The following is a 22,522-nucleotide window of genomic DNA, read 5'->3' as shown; positions in this document are numbered from 1 at the left end:
TATGCGCCGGTATTAAGTACCGGATGCATAGCCTTTCTTTTTAACCTCGTTCACGCTTTCAGGTATTCTACTCAACAGCTTCGTTAGCTCAGCTTCAAGCTCATTCTTTTCAAAACTTTTCAGGTGCTCGTTAAACGCTCTCTGGATAGACTTTGCCATTCATTTAATTATTTGTCAATATCAAATTAAACATGGATTAGTCCTCAAGCAAAACAGTGTTTATCAGGTGATATGCTAAACTTGTATAGTAGATCGTCAGATAATCCTTCTTCTACATACCAATCTTCAGTGTATAGTCAACAGAATGTTTACCTGAGCCATAGATCAGGAAGAATACAGAAACCAGTAGTGCGGCAGAGGCTTGAAGAAGGTTAATGACAATCATCTCACCCACAAAGTTGAGTAGCACAGCTGAGACTAAAATGGGTAGTTGGAAAAATATGCTTGCTCTTGTCAGCAGTCCAATAATGATGAGTAAGCCTCCAAAAAGGTGAGTCATACTAATATAATGTACTATGATCATGGTCCAGCCAAAAGTATCAACCGGATTTAATACATCAATCAGCATCTCCGTATGCGTCATGAAGTGAATACCTTTGTAGATCAAAAATGCCCCTAAAAGTACGCGTAGCGTGTCAAAGCCAATATTGGTATGTGCATTGGCCCATTTATTAAGTCTTACGATTGCACTCATTGTTTTGGGTTTTTGGTGTTAATAAAATTTAACACTTTATCCATTCATAGTCAAGGATTTATAACTAAGTATAATTTACATCTATTACTCATTCAAAGAGCTGCTCTCAATGAAAAGACATAACATATTGCTGTAAGAACAATGAATAGCTTATTGTCCAATCATGATTTAAAGCATATCCTTAAAAGTTCGTAGAGGCTTAGGCATTGCTGCTTTTATCCAAGCATTTATTTATTTACTTTTCACGCTTTAACTACACAGCCCCTATGTCATGAGAAACCTAGCCTTATTTTGTATACTCACCTTTTTGTATTGTATGCCCTTTCGGTGCATTGCCCAGCAAAAGCAACAGCAAGATAAATCCAACAAAAATCCAGACTCAGCGCTATTTGAAGGTCTGAAATTTCGCAATATCGGGCCATTTCGTGGTGGACGTTCAGTGGCAGTAAGTGGAGTCATTCAGCAACCATTGGTTTATTATATGGGTAGTACCGGAGGGGGTATCTGGAAAACTGAGGATGCCGGACTAAGCTGGAAGAATATATCAGACGGGCAATTAAAAACCGGATCAGTAGGCGATATTTCCGTGGCTGAATCTGATCCCAATGTGATTTATGTAGGAATGGGTGAGCATGCCATCCGTGGCGTAATGACCACTCATGGAGATGGTGTTTACAAATCCACTGATGCGGGTAATACTTGGGCACATATTGGTTTAGATAAAACCCGCCATATATCTGATATCATCATTCACCCGGAAAATCCGGATATCGTGTATGTAGCCGCTCAGGGTGCGGCGCATGGACCTACAGAGGACAGAGGTATCTACAAAACTACCAATGGTGGAGAAAGCTGGGAAAAGGTGTTGTATGTTGATGAAAAGAGCGGCGCCTCCGGCCTGACCATGGACATGACCAATCCCCGTATACTTTACGCGGCCTTCTGGGAACATCAGCGTTACCCCTGGAAAGTAAAGTCTGGTGGCGAAGGCTCAGGCATTTACAAATCTACTGACGCGGGAGAAAGTTGGGAAGAACTTACTGAAGGACTGCCTGAACTTATGGGCAAAATAGGCATCTCTGTCTCACGTGCCAATCCTGATAGAATCTGGGCTAATATAGAAGCTGAGGAAGGCGGCGTTTACCGCTCCGATGATGGAGGACAAAAGTGGACATTGGTGTGTGATGACCGTGTCACACAGGCCCGATCATGGTACTACATGGAAGTATTTGCCGACCCTCAGGACGAAGAAACGGTATATGTGCTCAATGCGCCTATGCTCAAATCCATTGATGGTGGCAACACTTTCAAACCGGTATCTACGCCTCATGGTGATAATCATGACCTGTGGATACACCCTGAAAACAATCAGCAAATGATCAATGCCAATGATGGAGGAGCTAATATTTCCTTCAATGGAGGCAAGAGCTGGTCAACGCAGGAAAACCAGCCTACAGTGCAGTTTTACAGAGTCATCACTGATAATCGCTTTCCCTATTACGTCTACGGAGGTCAGCAGGATAATTCTACGGTGGCTATTGCCAGTCGTAATGCTGAAGCAGGAATTGGCTGGAAAGACTGGTATGCTGTGTCGGGTGGTGAAAGTGCTTTCTTAGCCTTTAATGAGGATGACCCTCAACTGGTCTACGGAGGTAGCTATCAGGGCAATATCTCCGTTTATGACCATACTACCGGCATGACCAAAGATCTGATGGCATACCCGGTAGTCGGGTTGGGATCGGTGCCCAGAGAAATGAAGTACCGCTTCAACTGGAACGCACCTATCATCATGTCTCAACACGATAAAAAAACCATTTATCACGGTGCCAATATAGTCCTCAAAAGCACGGATGGAGGCTTGAACTGGGAAGAGACCAGTCCCGATCTCACCCGAAATGATACGAGCAAACAGGGCCTGGGAGGAGAACCATTTACCAATGAAGGTGCAGGGGGTGAGAACTATAATACACTGGCTTATTTGTTAGAATCGCCTCATCAGCAAGGTGTTCTCTGGGCGGGTAGCGATTGCGGCCTGGTACATATCACAAGAGACGGAGGGCAAAACTGGCACAATGTAACCCCAAAAGATGCCAAAGAGGGAATCATCAATGCCATAGAAGTTTCAGCCCATGATCCTTCTACGGTCTACGTCACACTCCTAAGATATAAAATGAACGACTTTACTCCTTATGTTTACAAAACTACTGACAATGGGCAAAGCTGGACGGAGATAAATCAAGGTTTTGAGGAAGAAGATTTTGTAAGAGTGGTCAGAGAAGATCCCAAAAAGAAAGACCTGCTCTATGCCGGAACAGAAGGTGGCATGTACATCTCTTACAATGGAGGAGAAAACTGGTATCCTTTTCAACTTAATCTGCCGGTCTGCCCAATCAATGACATGACTTTCAGAGATAATGACCTGGTGGTTGCTACTTCCGGTCGTGGCTTCTGGATACTGGATGACCTGGGCGCCTTGCAACAAAGTGATGGTGTGCTCTCCGATTTAAAAATGCAACTGTTTGAACCTAAACCAACAATAAAATTAAATGCATCAGTGCCTGATGAAGCAGCTCCCGGACTAGGAGAAAACCCCATGAATGGTGTCATTGTAGATTACTACTTACAGGAAGAAGTAGCTGATAGTGTCATGCTTACCCTTGAAGTATTGGATAAAAGTGGTGAGGTCATTCGTACCATGGACAACCAAAAGCAGGAAGATTTTCAGCCTTATCCGGGAGGCCCCGGACCTAAGCAGCCGATTCCTGCAAAAGCCGGGGTGAACCGTTTTGCCTGGGACTTCCGTAAAGATGACATCCCCAATGTGCCCAAAGTCTTTGTAATGGGTGATTACCGCGGACACCTGGTTGCCCCTGGAGCGTATCAAATCAGACTTACCCTGGGGGAGGAAAGCCAGATAGTCAGCTGCACTATTCTTCCTGATCCCCGGCTGAATGTGACGGCTGCTGATTTTGCCAGTCAACAACAAATGCTCAATGCAATTGAGGAAAATGTGATCAGTATTCATGAATCTGTAAATGCTATGCGCAAAGTCAAAGAACAGGTCAAAAGCCTGACTGTGCTCCTGAAAGCGTATGAGGGCACCGCAGCTCTACTGGATAGCGGTAAGTCGCTTATTACTAATATAGAGGCGTGGGAGGAAAATCTGATTCAGCCCAGGCAGAAAACTTTTCAGGATGTGATCAACTTCCCTAATCAGTTGAATGCCGAACTACTGAACCTGAGAAGCAGAATAGATGAACACGATCCACGGGTCACTGAAGGCGCCCATCAGCGACTTAATGACTTGATAGCTGAATGGAATGAACATCAGCAAGCACTCAGGAAGATTATTGATGTGGAGCTGGCAACATTTAATGAAATGTACAAACAGCAAAATATTCCGGCGATAATTCTTGAAATGCCTGAAGAAAAACCTATAAGGGGGAATTGATCCCCCTTATAGGCTTGCTCATTTCTTTTTCGCTTTTTGCTTTTTCGTTTTTTTAACTTTCCTGATTACACCGCCATCCAGCCTCTTTTCAAACTTCATCGTTATCCTCAAAGGCTTTTTTGTTTTGATCTGGAAAAAAATGGGTTGTAAAAAATCACTCTTTACCTTATCAGGTTTGAACCCATCTTCAGTACATTCAACAACACTTCCCTGGGTAGGCAAAGAACGTCCTGACTTTTTATTGATCATTATTTCTCCTTTACCACCCTGAGAGCTACTAAATGAGTAATTACCACTTATAATTGGGTTTACAATAAAAGTATCACCCGCCTGCAACTGACGACTGTCAAATACTTTCGCTTCTTTCTCTCTATCGTACTGATAAGCAAGTACAACATATTTTTGTGTACCCCCAGAGGCATAAAAAACTACCGGTTTATTCGTGTTGCCAAAGTGTGCGATTTGATTGGACTTAGAAAACTTCTCCTTAGCTACTGCTTCCAGGTTAATATTCAACTGTTCATTAGGCGCTTTTTCATCCATCAAAAGATCTATTACTCCTATTCTATCCAACTTCTCACCAGCAAGTATCATTAATTTGTATTGACCAGGCACACTAAACCTGTGAACGACAGAAGCCAGAGGACTAATAGCTGCACTGTCCCAATTGACCTGAGAAAGCAAGGTACGGTTTAATTTAAGTTTCATGGCTTTATTCTTTAATGTCTAAGGTTAGTATCATCTCATCTGCATTCACTTCTGCTCCTAAAAATTCAATAGGTACACCCACGGCAGGTAATGCAGGCGGGCCGCTTTCGGCAGGCATGATCACCAATGGATCAGGAAGTTTAAGCAAGGGTGACTTATCAGCCAGGTTACCGGCTATCAATTCACTAATACCTACACTGATACCAAAAGTATTGAAAATCAGATCAGAGATCCATTCTCCTATATCATCACCTATGTCAAGCAATGTACGGATTACATCAGCGAATACACCCAGTACATCTTCTACGATATCGGGGAGGTTAAGGGCATCTACTATGGCCTCAATGGCATTATCCAGAATATCTCCGATGGTATCAGATACATCAATAATATCTATATCTATGGGTCCCGGATCCAGATAAAGCAACCATTGAGTTACTGGAGCAGTGCCATAGTAAACCTTAGGACTGGCGGTAATGCTTACTTCAGAAGTAAATATTGTTGGAATATTCAGTGAAATATCAAAGTCAGAATCACTTTCAAAAATACACCACTGCGGCGTACAGATATCAGTAAACGGAATACATACTTTAGGAGTACATATCTCCCGGATATCAAATTTAAATTTTACGCTGAGCTTATCCCATTTGATGTCCAGCTCGTCAATATTGATTGTATTGTTGTTGGCAAAATTTACTGAACCATTATCTAGATGAAATCTCACATCAAATTCAGCGACTACTTTTCCTAATCCCCCGTCTGCAATAGTACGTTCACCTGAAATCTGAAAATTAGTGGTATCCTGTATGGTCCTGAAAATACGGCTGAAAAGATCTTCAGACAGGGCTGCTGTAATATGCGCCGGGCCGGTCCTTACTCTGTTTTTGGTAGTTCGGGTAATTTCCGGGGATTCGCTTTCATCCTCATCGTCACCGATGACTATCGGAGGGATATTTAAATCAATATCTTCAACATCCATAAATAACTTCAGCTGATTTTCTTCAATTGCAGGATTATTGGCTACTGAAGATGGAGCAGAAAAAGTTAATGAGCCTAACTCTCCCAGCTCAAACACACCAAACAGTAATGAAGATACTGCTTCGTTGACCTGGGGGAATATAACATTATTGGCCACCAGTAGAAAGTAACATTCCAGGCTGTTTTCCAAGCCTTCGGGTCTTAAATCTACAATTTCAAGCCCGTCAAGCTTTAAACTGAATTGATCATTATTAGCGTTAATCGTACTTTGTCCTTTGGCAAATAACTCCAGGCAAAAACAAGATATATTCTGGGTCGGAAATACGGTTACCCTGGGTTCAGGAGGCGCCAGAACACCTCCAACATCAGGCCTGATCACGTCAGTAAAATCTCTTCCTATTGGAGTAAAATTTGAGATACTTCTATCACTACTGATCAAACCGGTATCTGCTACAGAACGGGCAGTTTGAGGTGTGCCTGAAAAATTTTGCCTGATAGAAAGTTTCTTTTCCAGCTTGGTTTGCCTGATCAGGAAATCAATAAGCGGTCGGTTTTCTCTTGAGGGACACCCGATACCCCCACACAATTTAGCCCTGAACGCAAATCTCTGTACGGGTAGAGGAGGGTTTAATTCAGCCGGAAGATTGATCACATTTCCGGGATGAAACTCCAGATCAAAAGCTGAAAACTGGAAGCAGTAGTTCAATGCCAATTGTTCGGCGCCAAATAATGGCAGTGGTGGTTGTACGGTTATCAGCGTACTCACTCCCGGAGCAGCATCAATGGGTTCGCACAATAGCTCGGGATTGGCCTGAATTAAAGCGGTACCGTAATTGAACAAGGAAGGGCGTTGTTGTTTGATGTGCTTCACTACTCGGTTTACCCCTTCTTCATGGAGTGCACCATAGAGATCGGAATTGTCAGTAAATGCCATGACTTTATTAGGTTGATGTATAAATAAATCCTATCCTATAAGTTCGTAGTACAGAGCAATGAAATATGAATTGTGATGAACAGTGGCTATTCTTGCAGAAAGAGTGATTGTGAATCTTAGCTTAATGTACGAAAAAAAAGAGTGTAATATGCATGATTAAAGCGCATATGTTTTAAAAAACATTCTCTGTTCAGCTATACATTCAGGGCAAATGCTTATTTGAAAAGAATAAAAAAAAGAATTGCCTCAAAATTTCTCTTTGATAATCCCGTTTGAATACGCATGGAGAAGATCGTATAAATCATTAATCATTTCATTGATATCTTCCCCATCCTCAGTGTCTTTTACTTTTTGCTTGTGGGAGGATTGATTTAGAATGGTTTCACTGTAAGCAATATCCAGTTCTTCAATAATTGCTTTCTTGCGAGATTCAAAAGCTTGCTGTGCTATCAGTTGCCTTCCATGAGCGTTATGCACCAGTGTATATCCAGCGATGCCGGTCTGTTGTTGGTAGGCTTTGGCAAACCCTCCATCAATCACTACCAGTTTACCACCTGCTTTTACTGGACTTTCTCCTTTTTTAACAGATACAGGTACATGGCCATTAAGAATTACAGTATCTTCTCCACTCAAGCCAAACTCATGAAGTATCATTTCACAACTTTCCGGTTTATCTCTGTAAGTATAATAATGATCTTTGACCTCCCTTTGCTCATCAGTATCATCCAGAAAGTAACGCTCAAAAGTGGCCATTTTATCCTTTCCGAATAGTGGAGATAATGGTCCTGCCCACAAATACCAGATCAGGTCTACTGCATATTGGTTAGCTGCAGTGTCTGGCTTCCCTGAACGGGCAACAGTCATTTCCTGATCAAAGAAATCCATCAAAGCCTTACCGCTTTTTTTACCTTTACCCAGATCAACTTCTTTAAACTGCCCCTCTTTGGTTAAAGGAATGCAACCATGATAGAGCAAATTCTGATTGGTAACCTTGTACATGCTACCTTTTTCAAACAACAGCTGGGCATGCTGCTGGAGCCGTTTGCTCTTCAAAAATGAGGTCTTCAGACGTTTGACTAATTCCTGCTCCTCTTTACTCAGTTCGTAAGGATGGTTGGGGTCAATCGTAGGTAAAAAAGTGTCTCTGAGCTGATGCTCTTTATTGTGCAAACTGATACTTCCCTTTTTGTAGTTGATCTTATCCAGCAGGAGCCGGTCATTCAGTTGAAATTCAGGTCTCCTTCCAATCAACTGCCCTTCCAGCTTAAACTGAATAATGGAAATAGCCTTGTGCATCAGGCGGTTGAGCCACTGCTCGGATGCATTGAGCATATCATCGGGAGACACCTTGGGATCAAATACAATGCTTTTATCTGTTTTGTAATGCTCAATGGCGAAAGAAGCCAGAGGCATCAGGTGAATGCCGTACCCTTTTTCCAGGGTATCAGTATTTCCATACCTTAATGAAAGACGCAAAACATTAGCCATGCAGGCTTCAGATCCGCAAGCTGCCCCCATCCATACAATATCATGATTGCCCCACTGAAAATCCACAGCGTGGAGTCGCTGCAATTCGTCCATGATAATTTCCGCTCCTGGTCCCCGATCATACACATCACCGATGATATGCACTTTATGTACCGACAAAATCTGAATAAATCTGGAAACCTCTTCAATCAACTTATCCGCCTGGTCCAGTTTGATGATACTGGAAAGGAGGTGGTTATAGTAATTGTTCTTCTCTCCTACTTCTCTTTCTGCTACCAGTTCCAGAATTATATCACTGAACCCGGCAGGCAATAGCTTTCTCAGCTTACGGCTGGAATAGATGGAGGCAAAATTACGAGTGATCTGAATCAGATAATTGAGTACCCACTTGTAAAAAGAAGCAATGTCTTCATGATGCTGTTTGATCAAATCAATCTTCTCATTGGGATAGTAAATTACGGATGACAATAGGTTGACTTCTTGTTCCGTAAGTTGGTCTGAATAAAGTTCTTTTATTTTTTGCTTGATGATACCCGAACCATTTCGCATCAGATGCTGAAATGCTTCAAACTCGCCATGCACATCGCTCAAAAATATCTCCGAGCCTTTGGTGAGATTCATGATGGAGCTAAGCATTACAATTTCCTTGGCAGTTTCTACTCTGTTTGGGTAATGCTTTGATAATAACCTGAGATATTTGAGCTGATAGTTGTCCATACTGAAATGCAAAATTGTGAAATTTTCTTTCGGCTAATTTGTCCCGCTGGCTTAGCGACTTTCTTAGCAAATTACTAGCTCAGAATTCATTTGCAATGGCTATCAAGATTTATTTTGGTTGGTCTCATTCCTAAACGGTCATCCCTTTTTGCTGTCTGGCAAAAGCATAGATATCGTCTAAAGCCAGACGATCACTGAGCCCTTGTGAGTAGTGCAGTTTTCTTATGATAAGATTTTCGTCCAATAGAAATTCAGCAGGCATCGTACTGATAGACTCACCATCAGCCATCATATGCACGGGTAAGCCATTTATCTTTGCCTGAATTGCAGACTTTACGAATGATTTGAGATGACCTAGTGCTGCCTTTTTTGCTGAGCTTTCAAGCCCATAAGCGTCATAATAATTTTTATCAGGATCAGAAATTAACGGAATGGGTGAAACCTCCTGGTGAAAAGTACTACGGAGCATGATACTTTTTTTAGACTCAAAAAAGAAGATCATTTCAAGCCCCAGTGCTTGTAGTTCTTCATGGCATTTGGTCAGTGTATGTACTCTCAAATTACAAAATGGACATCCTGCATGCCTGAAAAAACCGATGAATACTTTTTTTCCTTTATAACTGCTAAGCGCAATACTTTTTCCAAAAATATCCTCAGCCTGAAACAAAGGCGCACTAAGGTTAATGTCCATATTCATAATATTATATTTTTAATTTAAATATTAATGAAATAATATACGACCAGTACACCAAATCAGATGTAGGACATTCACTTTTTTTAAGTGATAAATTACTAAGTACAAAAGGGGCTTTGTATGCAAAAAGAAATCATCGGAGGATATTGGCTTTATTGCCGCGCATTACCCTGATCACATCGTCCAGGTTTACCGGGCAGATGTCACCGACAAGCGTATGTTTGAGCGCACAGGTGGCCGCCCCAAACCGCAAAGCTTCCAAATGATCATCATAATGAAGAAGGCCATAGATCAGCCCGGCGGCAAATGCATCGCCTGAACCAATTCGCTCTATAACCTGGGGAATATCTATCACTTCAGTATTGATCTTTTGCTGGCCATCCCACATCACGCCTTCAATGGTGAAGTGCGAGGCATGCTTTGTTTCTCTTATTTTGTCAGCAACCAATTCAATGTTAGGATATTCATCCTTGATTGTACGGGCAGCATCTTCAAAGCTCATTTTTTCAAGCTCTTCCTTACCCAGGGCTTTGGAAAAATCATACGGACTACCCATCAGTACCTGCACATACTTTAACAGTTCAGGTAATACCTCATGAGGCTGGCGACCATCTTTCCACAGTTGAGCTCTATAAGTTAGATCACAGGAGACTTTGGTTTTGGAGTGACTTGCCTGAGTCAAAGCTTTTCTGAGAGACTCGGCAGGTCCTGAGCCGATGGCAGGGGTTATCGCAGTCCAGTGTAACCAGTCGGTTTGAATAATAATTGAAGGCCAGTCAAAAGTATCTGCTTTGATATGGGTAAATGCGGTAGCATCTCTATCATATACTACCCGGCTGGGGCGGTGTACAGCCCCTTTTTCCACGAAATACAAAGCCATTCTTCCGTCTACATAAGCGATAGGATCGGTTTTTAGCCAGTGGTGACGGAGAAACTGTGTTGCTGACCTGCCCAGATAATTATCAGGAAAAGCCGTAATGTGCGTGGCTTCATCTCCCAGATAAGCCAGTGTAATGCCCACATTTGCTTCCCCACCGCCAAATTCCATACTGAGGGACTTCGTTTGAGCAAAAGTTGCATAATTATCAGGGGTTAACCTCATCAATACTTCACCGAAGGTGACTATCTTTTTTTTCATTGCTTGATGTTGATCCATATAGAAGCAGGCTTTTAGAGATCGGGCGCAAAAAGCACTCAAAGCTCAATTTGACATGAGTCTGTAATAAAATATCACTACGTGTGTTTTCATAACTAATTTCGCTCATTTTATCGTTATACCTGCTTATTATTAATAAAAAAACTGATGCCTGATTGTTCTATTATCAAATATAAAACCATCAGTATTGTTTATACTGATGTCGCCAATTGCTCAGGGGATACCGCCATTCCTTACTTTGAAGAGGTACAGCAAATTGCCAGTACTTTTGATGACAAAAGCATGTTTTCCCTGGTAAATGCCAAAGAAACTCGTTTTAACTCCCGTCTACTGTCGGTTATTAAAGAGACAGTAAAAAAGAATAACCCCAAAGTAAAAGCCACAGCTGTTTATGGGCTGAGTCAACTCAGCATACTTATGGTTAATTCTATCATCTCCATCACCGGCAGGAAAATGATGTTATTTGATTCGCTAGCAGATGCTAAAGAATGGCTTTACGAAGAACATTTAAGGACCAGCTGATATTCTTTATATTTACAGATAAAACCACAATTAGGCAGTATATTTAGCCACAAGTGAAAACTAAAGCACCTGACTAAAATCTTTGGCTAAAGTGTTTAGTTGAGTTGCAGTCAGTTTTTCACCGGAAGCGATGATTATACGATAGCGGAAAGTAACATCTTCACCAGGATCAAGACTAAAGTCCAACTTTTCTTTACCCTCTGAAAACACCTCTTGTCCTAAAGGGTTAGCAGCAAACAAACCATAGGTACGGGCATGCCAGTAGGTGGGATAACCAGGATTCTGAGGGTGGTCAATGATTGCGATAGCTACAGGCTCATTATCGATATTACCATAAAGTTTCATCCATTCGGCACGTGTACCCCAGACTTGCTCACCACTCACTCCTTCGCTGCTCAGGTAATTGCCATTAACCCCTTCATTATTAAGTGTGGCTTCACTCATAGGTTTTCCTTCACTGTCAGTTAGCTTTACAGGTTTTTCAGAAGGAAACTCTAAAGCACGGGTAACCCGAATGGCAATCATTCCTTCTTTATTATCGTGAAAGTTTACTTTTTGGTCCTGCGCGGTCAACACAACTACTCGGTCAATTATTCTTTGCCCCCCCTCTTCTCTAAAATAAAAAGTAGTTTGTTCGTTGAGCAGCTTATCTCCCTGCGGGCTTAGCCAGTCTGCACTTACCTGTAGCACCCCTTGATCGCCACTCCGGGTGTTCAGCACTTTTTGATGGCGAATGCTACCGTAGTGATCTTTCTTTTCTTCAGGAATATTATACGAGTTGTTCCAGAAATCTAACCCATTAACATCGCCATAATTCATCCAGATACCTACATGATGCGGGTGGTCTGCTCTTTCTCCCCCTTTAGCCTCCAGGGGAAACCCCCGGGTAAGGGTAATATTTCCAGGGGCGTTTACAGGGTAAAGTACCGGCTTTTCCAGATCATCAGGATAGATATAGGCAGTAAACAGCTCATCACCCATCATGACAGTCACCTTTTTTTCATTCTCATGGTGCACCACACTAACTTTGTCCTTCACTTCAACCGTAGGTTCTTCAGCTAAGGCTACTTCCGGTAATTGAATCCCATGTTTAAAAAAGGCATAGGCTAAAACAAAGAAAAAAAATGTCAACGAGATTTTCATAGTATGCTGCATAGGTTTGTCTGTGTGCTAAAACGTGCTTAATCTACAGGTGGTATATTTCACCTCAGTTTATCGTAATGCTATGTTAGCTCTGAACGATGTGCTGACTTTTGTTATCAAATGTAACCCGTTTACCAGTATGCAAAGCGGTAGTAGTCATAATATTAGCTACCGCATGATTATAGCCAACCCGTACCGGAGCATTGGTATTCACATTCCTGTCACGCACACATTCCATCCAGTTACGCATGTGGGCTGAGGTCATGTTATCTACACCTGTATTGGCTGAAGTTTCTACCTTCACAGCATCTGCCAAGGACATTTCGGGCAGGAGATTGGCCTGCATCCCCATATCTCGGGCACGTCGGTCAGTAAGCCCTCCCTCCGGTGAAATGGTATTATTTTCCAGATTCAGGGTACCCCCATTAGAAAAATAGATTTCTTTTACACCTCCTGCAGAATTGTGCATACGAGATGAGTACACCACCTGAAAGCCTTTTGAAAGATCATCTTCAGGACCATATTCAAAGACCGCAGTCATGGTATCGGCATTCTTACGTCCGTCCTGCCATACATAGACACCACCATTAGCAGCCACGCTGCGGGGGTGTTCTAAGCCACTGAACCAATGAACGGTATCAATTTGATGCGACATCCACTGACCGGGTATGCCTGATGAATAAGGCCAGAATAAACGGTATTCCAGATACTTGCGGGGATCCCATGCTTCCTTGGGGCGGTTCATCAGGAAACGGTTCCAATCTGTATCTTCTTTACGTATGCTGGCTACCAGGTCGGGGCGCCTCCATCTGCCAGGCTGGTTAACGTTCCATGTCATCTCTACCATGGTGATGTCTCCGAACTTACCATCTTTAATGAATTGGGCAGCCGCATGATAGTTGCTTCCACTACGTCTTTGAGAACCGATCTGAACTACTTTTCCAGAACGTTCGCAGGCCTCCAGCCCTGCTTTAATATCTTCTATCGCCTCACCGAAAGGTTTTTCACAATACACATCACAATCAGCCTCCACTGCCTCTTTGGCGTGCAAAGCATGCTGAAAATCAGGCGTACTGATAATGACAGCATCAACAGTTTTGCTATCGTACAATTCTTCGTTATTACGATATGCTTTTACTTCATCCCAAGCGTTTTCTTTAAAAAAAGCCTGGCATTCATCTCTGCGTCGGTTCCAAAGGTCTGAAACGCTTACAAATTTGAAATTCAATTCATTGGCATGATTCATAAATGCCGGTATGAGTGAACCCTTGGCACGATTGGAGAACCCTATAATACCGACGTTTACTCTATCGTTTGCTCCTAAGATGTTCGCGTATGAGCGGGCTGAAAAAGAAGTGGCAAGCCCTGCACCAACAGAAGCCAGTGCACTCTGCTTGATAAATTTCCTGCGAGTATTATTAGTCTTGTTCATGCTTATAATCAGGTTGTTGTAGTAAATAAGTAAGTTTGAATATACACAGAATTTGAAGATAATAGCCAGTTAACTTACCAAAAAAACCATTTGATGTGCTGAGTATTCCTGTACGTAGGTTAGATAAAGCTGTGCAAATACCACATATCCACTTAACAATGTGTTTTTATTGAATATTTTGTATTTTAAGATAGCCTATCCGGCCAATGGAGAATAGAAATTACAATGAACCTCATAATAGTATAGTAAAACGCCTTTTTATCAATTTAGTACATACAACTAACCAAACTTTCATTATGGCAAAAAACAAGTTTCTTTTCGGAAGTAACCTGAGCAACGCAGCGGGCACAGATTTAGGCCTGCTTATATTACGTGTATTTGCCGGTCTGGCTCTCGCTTTTGGACACGGATTAGGCAAGGTCCCGCCTTCAGAGGGATTCATGGGAATGGTAAGCAATCTAGGCTTACCCAGTTTCTTTGCGTGGTTTTCTACTTTGGCAGAATTCGGCGGAGGCATCTTACTGGCTTTAGGCCTGCTTACCCGTCCGGTAGCTTTGCTTATCATAATTAATATGGCAACTGCCGTATTTTTAGCGCATGCAGGTCAGGGTTTTGGAGAAAGAGAAAAAGCCCTCTTGTTTGCTTTTATCGCTATTCAATTTCTTTTTTCAGGTGCAGGAAAATATTCAATTGATTCACGTATTGGAGGATAGTTAAGTATAATATATATTTGAAAACAACAAACCAAAATCCCCTTTCTGGATCAGAAAGGGGATTTTTATTATACATTCACAACTTGTTGATACTTTATTTATCTCAGTCTTATTTTATGCACAACTCCATCTCCTGAGCTTGTCACATAGTAAGTATTCTTACCTTTTCTTCTAATTCCCAAAGGATAATTGATTTCATCAAGCATTACTTCATCTATACCAGACACTTTACCAGTACTGGGAGCAAAGCCCTGCTCAAACAATGCGTATTGAACTACTACCGGGAACGCATCGGCATCTAGCGTGATGTCAACCAGTGTTGTAAAGCCTCCCTGATAAACCGACACATTGCCATCCATATCTACCTGATAAATAAGTGCTTCATTCTCTACAAATGGAAATCCGGTTAGGGTGCTCACCAAAAAATATGCTCCATCATATACAATTCCAGTAGGAACCGAATTAAAAACCGGCGGGCCAATTTCTGTAGGATTGATGATGTCGGGAAAAATAGCGAATATGCTCAACTCTCCGGTCTCGGCTTCCCTTTTAACGATTGCATTGGCAGCGGCATCAACAATGTAGATATTACCATCTGGCCCGAGTATCAGATTGTAAGGGTTTGACTCTTCGGTGTCAGCATCTCCTAAATCACAATTCAGCACAAAAGTGGCAATGTCTTCAGATTCTATTTCACTGGCTTGCATAGGTTCATCTCCGGGATAAAATGATGAGATATCTACATGGTATAGCCTCCCTTCCGCAATATTCAGAAACCAAAGTGTGGGACCCACGAGAATGAGATGAGATACACCAATAGGACTCGGTTCATCTGGCGGTATGATAGAAGTAAAACCTTCAATAACCGGGTAAACCTGGTTTTGGGAAGTAATCATCGAGATTCGTCCATCGTTATTTCCTGTTCCGGCTTCTGCCACCCACACATTTCCCTGGTAGTCCAGCTCAAGTCCAAAAGGAGTTAACAATCCTGAAGCGTATTCCTTTACTTTTACTTCAGACTCTTCTGATTTAAATTCGTGTAGAAGGTCAAACAGTTCGTGGCAGCCAGTAGAAAAAAGTAATACAAAAAATGATAAATAGGCGGTTAGTTTGGTACGCATAGCAATTGAGTTTAGGTTGGTTATAAATGATGAATATTAAGAGCACAGTAAATTGCTTCTCCCCTAATCATTCAGTGTCCTAAATCTGTTTGCTATCTTGTACAGTAATAGATTAAACTTCATTAATTTAGCATATTAGGGTGATTTTCCTAACATTTAAGCCTATAATATTTTTTGCGATTCCTCTGAAAATAAAGCTATGGTGCTTGTTCTACAAAGACAGCGACTGAGCTCTCATTGCACTTGATCGCTAGCTTGCAGTATCACTCTTTCATTGAGCCAGCAAGCAAGGCTAATGATTTGTCCCTCTTTATAACCTTCCTGAAAGATTTGCTCTATGGTGGGAAATTGTATTCTTGCTTGTTTCATCAGATCAGGTCTACCTGCCTTTTTATACATCTGATATGCAGCGATATACACGGCACGGTCAAGTACAGCACTTTCACCTTCCTTGCAGGAATAAAAACTTGAAAAATATAGGTCACCAATTAATTTGTAGGCTGCTTTAAAGTTAGTATCAACTTCTACTGCTTTCATCGCTGCCTTTCTGGCTGCATGCTTTAGCTCCCGCCTCTGATAGTGTTCTGCCATGTTCAGTAACATTTCAGCTTTCTTGTCTTTTTCTGTAGCACAGTTCACTGCCTCACTGTAATAGTTTTCTGCTTTTTTATATACTTCTCGCTTGTCATAGTGTAAAGCCAACATTCTGGCTAACCCATATGTAGGTTCGTGTTCAAATACCAAAGCTGCAGCTTCCAAAAAACCATCCGTATCTTTACAATCATAAGCAAGTGCTAATGCTATTACCTTTTTTGCCCGTGAAAGATTATCCTGGTATTGCTCTAAAAAAGGAGTGTTAAATTTCTCTTCAATTAAATTACAATTCAATGTTACGCTTGCCACCAAAAGTTTATCTAGGATGTCCTGTTGTTTTTCCACTTCACTTTCAGAGTAAGCAGCAAGGCTGAGCAATTGAGATACACGATCATAGCGATTCAATACTGCTTCATCGTTTAAAACTGCTGAATTTTTCTGACTGATGCGGATAACATCCATATAAGCAATCAGGTTGGACTGGGTGAAACTGGCTCCATGGTTTTGAAAAGCACTTTCAAAAAGCCCATACAATTCATCCAACTTATGCTGCTTGTTTTTAAAATATTGGTAAGCCGCAAGTAACTTACGATTGATAACATTGGCTACACCTTCAAAGTAGGTCATACGCCGATCATATAAGGCAAGCAAACTATCCGTAAAAGCTTCTTTTTTTGCCATATCGGGTTCACTGTCAATTAATCCTTTGTAAACCTTCTCACCATATATGTATAATGATACGTGCAGCTCAGGTGCTTTTTCAGCTAAGTATACATAGGATGTAAGCCCATCCTGAAAACGATGTTCTTTGACAGCATCGCTTAGCAAAACCCACTGGGTTCTGGCCGCCGCTGTATCTGCCGGCCATTTGAATATGTCCTGAGCTGGGCTTAGCGCTTCCTGTACAGATGAAAGTTTTAACCCTGGTTTACTGGTGATGCTATTTGGCTTAGCTGGTCGGGCAGGCTGAAAGGCAAGCAGTAACAACAAGAGTAGTATAAATATTGTGACACTCACACTCATCCACACCAGATACATGATTATCACTTTTAAGGAATTTACTTTGACTTTAGGCATAGCTTTTAGAATTTGGTAATGTACTGAACTTAAAAATTGCTATGCACAGCCGGAACAGAAGGTAGGGTAAAGCTTTTGCAAATCATTTTACAAACAGAAAGTACGTTTTACAAAGCCCGATATGCTTCTTTTTTGTTATTATTTGTAGCACAGATGTCCGACACAGAACTGACATATTTTAACTTACTCAAACGGGAGATAGCCCGTCAGCTGCGAACTACCTTTCCTGAGGTAGACCAGGAGATTGAAGCCTGGAAAGGCAAAGAAATCCGCCATCTTCAGGAAGATTTGATCCGTAGTGTCAACGGCAGGGTAAGCGAGAAGTGGTTTTATACCCACATTAAATCTGCCCATGAGCATCTGCCAAGAATTGACATGCTGGATCTGCTGAGTCAATATAGTAGGGTACCACCACTGGAACCATTTTAAGGCTGAACAAAAGTCGCTTACTTTTCCTTCATCCCTGCAAAAAAAGATTAAAGCTTTTCCCCTTTGGTCAGGGATTAGCATAATCGTCATTTTTGCTGCTGTCTTTTATCTCAGTGCCAGAGAACCTGAGCTTTATCAGTTTTGCTTTGTCAATGCCTATAGCCAACAGCCTATTCGTGACGCAAGTTTGAATATCATTGTATTACCCCCAGACGAATCACCATTTCGTATTCAAAACACAAATGAAGGCTGCATACAGTTCAACAGCGATCATGAAGAAGTACACTTTATTGTCAAAGGGCCCTATTATCATACCGATACTATTGTAAGGAAACTTGATAAGCAGCAAAAGCAGGAGCTGATTCCGCTCAAGACGAATGATTACGCCTGGATGATCAAAGTTTTTTCTATGGATCAGGTAGAAGACTGGAAGCAGCGTCGTGCTCAGCTGGATAGTATGATCAGAGAAGATGCCCGTATCTATCAGATTTATGACCACGAGCAGATTGGCATGGAAATGTATAACAAATGGAACTTTATAGATAAGCTTAGCATGCCCATACGAAGCCTGGGGAATATTGAGATACTTGAAACACAGTATGAAGGAGATAAAATAAAAACATTAAGGTTCAAGCAAATAGAAGCCGAGCGTCATGATTAAAGTCTTTGGTCAACAACTTATTAACAATATCTATCCTCCGGTCTTACTGCTGGTATTACTGTTTTTCTTTGGGGCATGTGCAAGTACACATCGTGAAAAAATGTTGGAAGAAAGCCTTGAAATAGATGAAAACAGTCTGGTATATAAAGACTTAGAAGCTCGCTTCACATCTTCTCAGCTTAGCGAAGAAGAACTCATGGCGTTAGAAGTAAGGGCTGCTCAAAAATTTCAGGACTTTATAGATTACTTAAACCTGCTTGCCCGGCCTGACCTGGATACTGTCTTTCGCCAACAGGCAGTACGCCAGTTGCAAAGCTTATTCGTAGATAGCCTGGTGAGCATCTCCCTCCAGGGAGAAGAAAAGCAAATGCTTCGTGACATGCTTCCAGCACTGGAGGAAGCTTCTACCGAACATGGGCAGTATAGTATTCAGCATATTGAAGTCGCAGTGCCATTACGGAAAACAGGAGCAGCACAGTATGCAGGTTCATTAAAATTTGAGCAGCTTGAATCAAATAAAAACGTTATTTCTAAGTCAGGAGAAGCTTTTTTCCTGGTGAAAAAGGTCTCCAAACAATTTGGTCAGCAAAAGGAATGGGTATGGGAAGTACTATTGTCAGGTATTGATTGAGCTCTGAATTATGGCTTTTGCACATGGTATGAAACTGTAAATTGTACTAAATTGCCCCTAGTCAATTTATCTCAAACAATGCCTGAACCTTTCTTAGACTGGCTTGCCGTAATTAATCTGCTGGGTGTGGTCCAGGGACTTTTCCTTGCGGTCATTTTCTTTACCCTTAAAAAAGGCAACAGAAAAGCGAATCGCCAGCTAGGCATTAACCTTTTCATTCTGGCATTTATTGTATTGGAAATCTTCCTGAGCTATACCGGTTATATTCAGTACTTTCCGATACTGGTCAATTTGGAAGAGCCGGTTGTTTTTTTATTAGGGCCATTTACATATTTATATACCCTTAGCCTGCTTAAGCCGGATTTTAAGTTTAGTATAGAAAAATATGGCATCCACTTTCTTCCTGCACTAGCACAGTTTATCGGAAGAATACCCTTTTACCTGCAATCCGATGCCTATAAGCTACAGGATACCGCCGGTGCTTTTCATAAACCCATAGAAAAATGGATCCCTGCTGAAAAAATCTGGTATTTTCCTGAATATGAATTTTTGGTAGGTTTCTGGCTGGATGTAGTTACTATCTGTTTTATCTTCCCCTATATACTGTATAGTATTCTTTTGATATACAAATATGCTCAAAAACAGAATGAATTTGTCTGGCACCTCTCTAATCTGCCTTTACGCTGGCTAAGCCGCATGCTGGCTACATTTTTAGTATTTATGCTGCTGGTTGCCATATTTTCATTTTCATCAGAAGATGATCTCGGAGATATTTACATTTCGCTCAGCTGTTCATTCATCTTTTATGGGCTTAGTTTTTATCTTATCAGCCATTTACAAGAATTGTTAACTGATCATAGCAATCAGACGAAAAAGTATGAGCGCTCTGTATTGGATCATGAATTAACAGAGAGTATCCGCCAAAAGCTGGAAAGCTCCATCAAAAATGACAAGCCTTTTCTCAACAGCGAGCTAAGCCTACCTCTGTTTGCTGAGCAGTTAGGCATTTCTCATCATCACCTCTCTCAGGTTATCAATGAACAGTACGGCCTTAACTTCTCTGATTTCATCAATCAGCATCGTGTAGAAGAAATGAAAAGCAGGCTAACTGATTCAGTATACCAGCATCTGAAAATTGAACAGATCGCTTTTGACACCGGTTTCAGTTCCAAATCTACTTTCCAGGCTGCTTTTAAAAAATTTACCGGTCTCACTCCTACCCAGTACCGAAAAAGTGCGGTCAGACAGCGCTGAAAAGTGCAGTATTATCATTTGGGACGTCCAGATTATAAGAAAAGACTTCTTTATTAACGGGGTTGCTTACTTTAGCCAGCACAACTCAAATGCATTATATCATGAAAAAAGTATTATTGCTATCCATTTGCATTAGTATCATTCCATTTTTCAATTTATCGGCGCAACAGTCTGAGCAGGGTACGCATGAATGGCCTGCCTACGCAAATGATCCGGGAGGCATGCGTCATGCTACTTCTACGCAAATCTCTCCTGAGAATGTAACAAACCTCAAAGTAGCCTGGACTTATCGTACAGGAGAGCTAAAGCAATACAAAAAAAATTACGCGGCTGAAAAAGCAGCTTTTGAAGCCACTCCGATTATGGTGGATGGCACGCTTTATCTAAGCACACCCAGCAATAGAGTAATCGCCATTGATGCTCAATCTGGCGCAGAAAAGTGGACTTATGACCCAAAAGTCAACCTTAAAAAAGATTATTCGGAAATCACCTCCCGAGGAGTTTCCTCCTGGCCCGGCCAGGATAGGCCCAGCCAGGATTGGCCGGAAGCGGATATAGTGCAACCCCAGGATGAAAGAAGAATATTTATCGCCACCATTGACGGACGCCTGATCGCTCTTTCCGCTGCCACGGGTAAACCCGTCAAGAGTTTTGGAAAAAAAGGAACGGTAGACCTGCGAGCAGGCATTGGAGCAATCAGTGTAACTTCCCCTCCGGCGATCATTGGCAATACCATAGTAGTAGGCTCTTCTATGGGTGACAATCAACGACTGGATTACGAAAGAGGAGTGGTCCGCGCCTATGATGTCTTGACAGGCAAGTTATTGTGGACTTGGGATCCTATTCCCCGAAAGACAAGTGATCAGGGCTACGATACCTGGCAGGGTGATAAAGCTGCCCAGACTGGTGCGGCCAATGCCTGGTCTATTCTTTCGGCTGATCCTGAGAGAGGCTTGGTATTCATTCCTACCACCAGCCCCAGCCCCGATTATTATGGCGGTGAGCGTAAGGGACAGAATTTACACGCAAACTCCATTGTGGCCCTCAATGCATCCAGCGGCGAGATCGTATGGAGTTTTCAAACCGTTCACCATGATGTCTGGGATTATGATAATGCAGCCCAACCTGCTTTGATCACTGTGCAAAGAGAAGGTGAAGATGTACCTGCAGTGGCAGTAGGTACCAAAATGGGTCATATCTTTCTACTCCACAGAGAGACAGGTGAACCTTTATTTCCGGTAGAAGAGCGTCCGGTTCCCCAATCTGATATACCCGGCGAGCAGACATACCCAACCCAGCCTTTTCCGGTACTGCCTTTACCCTTAGGTCCACATAAAGTCAGTGTGGAAGATGCCTGGGGACTTACCGAAGAACAAAGAAAAGCGGCAGAAGAGCGAATTGCTTCCCTTCGCAACGATGGCTCTTTCACCCCTCCCAGTTTTCAGGGCAGCATGGTGGCTCCTTCCAATGCCGGAGGTGTGCACTGGGGAGGCGTATCTTATGACCCAAGCAGAAATTTACTTGTCACCAATATCAATCGTTTGGTGGCCGAAATCAGGCTCATTCCCCGTGAGCGCCTTGCAGAAGCGGAAAGTAATAATGCTGCTTTGGTGAGAGCTGAAACCGGAAGGCAGGAAGGCACACCCTATGTCTTAAAAAGAGACTATCTATTCACCAGGGGTGAAGACGGTTTGACAATGCAGACCAAGCCACCCTGGGGTACGCTCCTGGCGATTGATATGAATAATGGCCAACTTAAATGGGAAGTACCGCTGGGAATAATGTACGATCCGCAAATTTATCCGGAGGCAATAAACTGGGGGGCTATTAATTTTGGAGGTGCGTTAACCACGGCCAGCGGCCTTACCTTTGTAGCGGCTACGGTTGATAGCTATTTCAGAGCCTTTGGTACTGAAAGTGGAAAACTCCTGTGGCAGGCACAGCTTCCGGCAGGTGGACAGGCTACGCCTATGTCTTATGAACTCAATGGCAAGCAATATGTAGTCATCTGTGCCGGGGGACACGGTAAGCTAGGCACTCCACTGGGCGATTATGTGATTGCGTACAGCCTTGAATAGAAATTGTCAATTTAGAAATAGATAAAGCACACGATGTATTGTGTGCT

At 42.2% G+C, this 22,522-nt stretch carries 19 protein-coding genes; 8 read left to right on the top strand and 11 right to left on the bottom strand.

The features are described 5' to 3' along the window. Positions 1-12: 12 nt before the first annotated feature. Both OKW21_RS09330 and OKW21_RS09325 read right to left on the bottom strand, forming a co-directional pair. A complete protein-coding gene (locus OKW21_RS09330; protein WP_277479151.1) occupies positions 13-159 on the bottom strand; it encodes a hypothetical protein in 147 nt (48 codons plus the stop codon). Between the two features lie 112 nt (positions 160-271). Then, on the bottom strand, positions 272-694 hold the full coding sequence (locus OKW21_RS09325) for a DoxX family membrane protein (protein ID WP_277479150.1): 423 nt from the start codon (positions 692-694) through the stop codon (positions 272-274). 316 nt (positions 695-1,010) lie between these two features. On the opposite strand from OKW21_RS09325, the gene OKW21_RS09320 reads away from it, so the two are divergent. After that, the gene (locus tag OKW21_RS09320) at positions 1,011-4,145 is read left to right on the top strand and encodes a VPS10 domain-containing protein (RefSeq protein WP_277479149.1); all 3,135 of its coding nucleotides are present in this window, start codon (positions 1,011-1,013) and stop codon (positions 4,143-4,145) included. Positions 4,146-4,163: 18 nt separating this feature from the next. Here the strand turns inward: OKW21_RS09320 and OKW21_RS09315 are convergent, their stop codons facing one another. The 5 genes from OKW21_RS09315 to OKW21_RS09295 all read right to left on the bottom strand — a co-directional run bounded on the left by OKW21_RS09315 (position 4,164) and on the right by OKW21_RS09295 (position 10,802). Beyond that, positions 4,164-4,853 (bottom strand): hypothetical protein, encoded by a 690-nt coding sequence (locus OKW21_RS09315; protein WP_277479148.1) that lies wholly within the window; start codon positions 4,851-4,853, stop codon positions 4,164-4,166. Between the two features lie 4 nt (positions 4,854-4,857). Next, the gene (locus OKW21_RS09310; protein WP_277479147.1) at positions 4,858-6,765 is read right to left on the bottom strand and encodes a hypothetical protein; all 1,908 of its coding nucleotides are present in this window, start codon (positions 6,763-6,765) and stop codon (positions 4,858-4,860) included. Positions 6,766-7,011: 246 nt separating this feature from the next. After that, positions 7,012-8,970, bottom strand: coding sequence for a fructose-1,6-bisphosphatase (locus OKW21_RS09305; RefSeq protein WP_277479146.1), 1,959 nt, complete (start codon positions 8,968-8,970; stop codon positions 7,012-7,014). A gap of 130 nt (positions 8,971-9,100) precedes the next feature. Next, positions 9,101-9,667 carry a redoxin domain-containing protein gene (locus tag OKW21_RS09300; RefSeq protein ID WP_277479145.1) on the bottom strand — a complete coding sequence of 189 codons (567 nt, stop codon included), beginning with the start codon at positions 9,665-9,667 and terminating at the stop codon, positions 9,101-9,103. Between the two features lie 130 nt (positions 9,668-9,797). After that, positions 9,798-10,802, bottom strand: a complete 1,005-nt coding sequence (locus OKW21_RS09295) for a sugar kinase (RefSeq protein WP_277479144.1) — start codon at positions 10,800-10,802, stop codon at positions 9,798-9,800. 165 nt (positions 10,803-10,967) lie between these two features. On the opposite strand from OKW21_RS09295, the gene OKW21_RS09290 reads away from it, so the two are divergent. Beyond that, positions 10,968-11,342: a hypothetical protein gene (locus OKW21_RS09290; RefSeq protein ID WP_277479143.1), complete on the top strand. Its 375-nt coding sequence runs from the start codon at positions 10,968-10,970 to the stop codon at positions 11,340-11,342. Between the two features lie 60 nt (positions 11,343-11,402). Here OKW21_RS09290 and OKW21_RS09285 read toward each other — a convergent pair whose 3' ends face one another. Continuing rightward, entirely contained in the window at positions 11,403-12,485 is a 1,083-nt protein-coding gene (locus OKW21_RS09285) for a DUF6807 domain-containing protein (RefSeq protein ID WP_277479142.1), read from the bottom strand. An 85-nt stretch (positions 12,486-12,570) separates the two neighbouring features. Further along, positions 12,571-13,917 (bottom strand): Gfo/Idh/MocA family protein, encoded by a 1,347-nt coding sequence (locus OKW21_RS09280; protein WP_277479141.1) that lies wholly within the window; start codon positions 13,915-13,917, stop codon positions 12,571-12,573. Between the two features lie 296 nt (positions 13,918-14,213). Here OKW21_RS09280 and OKW21_RS09275 point away from each other — a divergent pair, with 296 nt between their 5' ends. Then, positions 14,214-14,630: a DoxX family protein gene (locus OKW21_RS09275; protein WP_277479140.1), complete on the top strand. Its 417-nt coding sequence runs from the start codon at positions 14,214-14,216 to the stop codon at positions 14,628-14,630. Between the two features lie 98 nt (positions 14,631-14,728). Here OKW21_RS09275 and OKW21_RS09270 read toward each other — a convergent pair whose 3' ends face one another. Beyond that, positions 14,729-15,751: a ScyD/ScyE family protein gene (locus OKW21_RS09270; protein ID WP_277479139.1), complete on the bottom strand. Its 1,023-nt coding sequence runs from the start codon at positions 15,749-15,751 to the stop codon at positions 14,729-14,731. 234 nt (positions 15,752-15,985) lie between these two features. Continuing rightward, the gene (locus tag OKW21_RS09265; RefSeq protein WP_277479138.1) at positions 15,986-17,422 is read right to left on the bottom strand and encodes a hypothetical protein; all 1,437 of its coding nucleotides are present in this window, start codon (positions 17,420-17,422) and stop codon (positions 15,986-15,988) included. Between the two features lie 75 nt (positions 17,423-17,497). On the opposite strand from OKW21_RS09265, the gene OKW21_RS09260 reads away from it, so the two are divergent. From OKW21_RS09260 to OKW21_RS09240, 5 genes are all read left to right on the top strand, one after another. Continuing rightward, entirely contained in the window at positions 17,498-17,851 is a 354-nt protein-coding gene (locus tag OKW21_RS09260; protein ID WP_277479137.1) for a hypothetical protein, read from the top strand. Between the two features lie 187 nt (positions 17,852-18,038). Continuing rightward, complete coding sequence (locus tag OKW21_RS09255) at positions 18,039-18,512, top strand: hypothetical protein (RefSeq protein WP_277479136.1); 474 nt, start codon at positions 18,039-18,041, stop codon at positions 18,510-18,512. Then, positions 18,505-19,143: a hypothetical protein gene (locus OKW21_RS09250; RefSeq protein ID WP_277479135.1), complete on the top strand. Its 639-nt coding sequence runs from the start codon at positions 18,505-18,507 to the stop codon at positions 19,141-19,143. The genes OKW21_RS09255 and OKW21_RS09250 overlap by 8 nt, the downstream gene beginning before the upstream one ends. 78 nt (positions 19,144-19,221) lie before the next feature. Next, entirely contained in the window at positions 19,222-20,397 is a 1,176-nt protein-coding gene (locus OKW21_RS09245; protein WP_277479134.1) for a helix-turn-helix domain-containing protein, read from the top strand. Between the two features lie 101 nt (positions 20,398-20,498). Next, positions 20,499-22,475 (top strand): pyrroloquinoline quinone-dependent dehydrogenase, encoded by a 1,977-nt coding sequence (locus tag OKW21_RS09240; RefSeq protein ID WP_277479133.1) that lies wholly within the window; start codon positions 20,499-20,501, stop codon positions 22,473-22,475. Positions 22,476-22,522: the final 47 nt, after the last annotated feature.

The organism is Catalinimonas alkaloidigena (genome assembly GCF_029504655.1).
In the GTDB taxonomy this organism is placed as follows: Bacteria; Bacteroidota; Bacteroidia; order Cytophagales; family Cyclobacteriaceae; genus Catalinimonas; species Catalinimonas alkaloidigena.
Note: the sequence above shows the minus strand (reverse complement) of the source record. Positions and strands in the feature narration are given on the sequence as shown.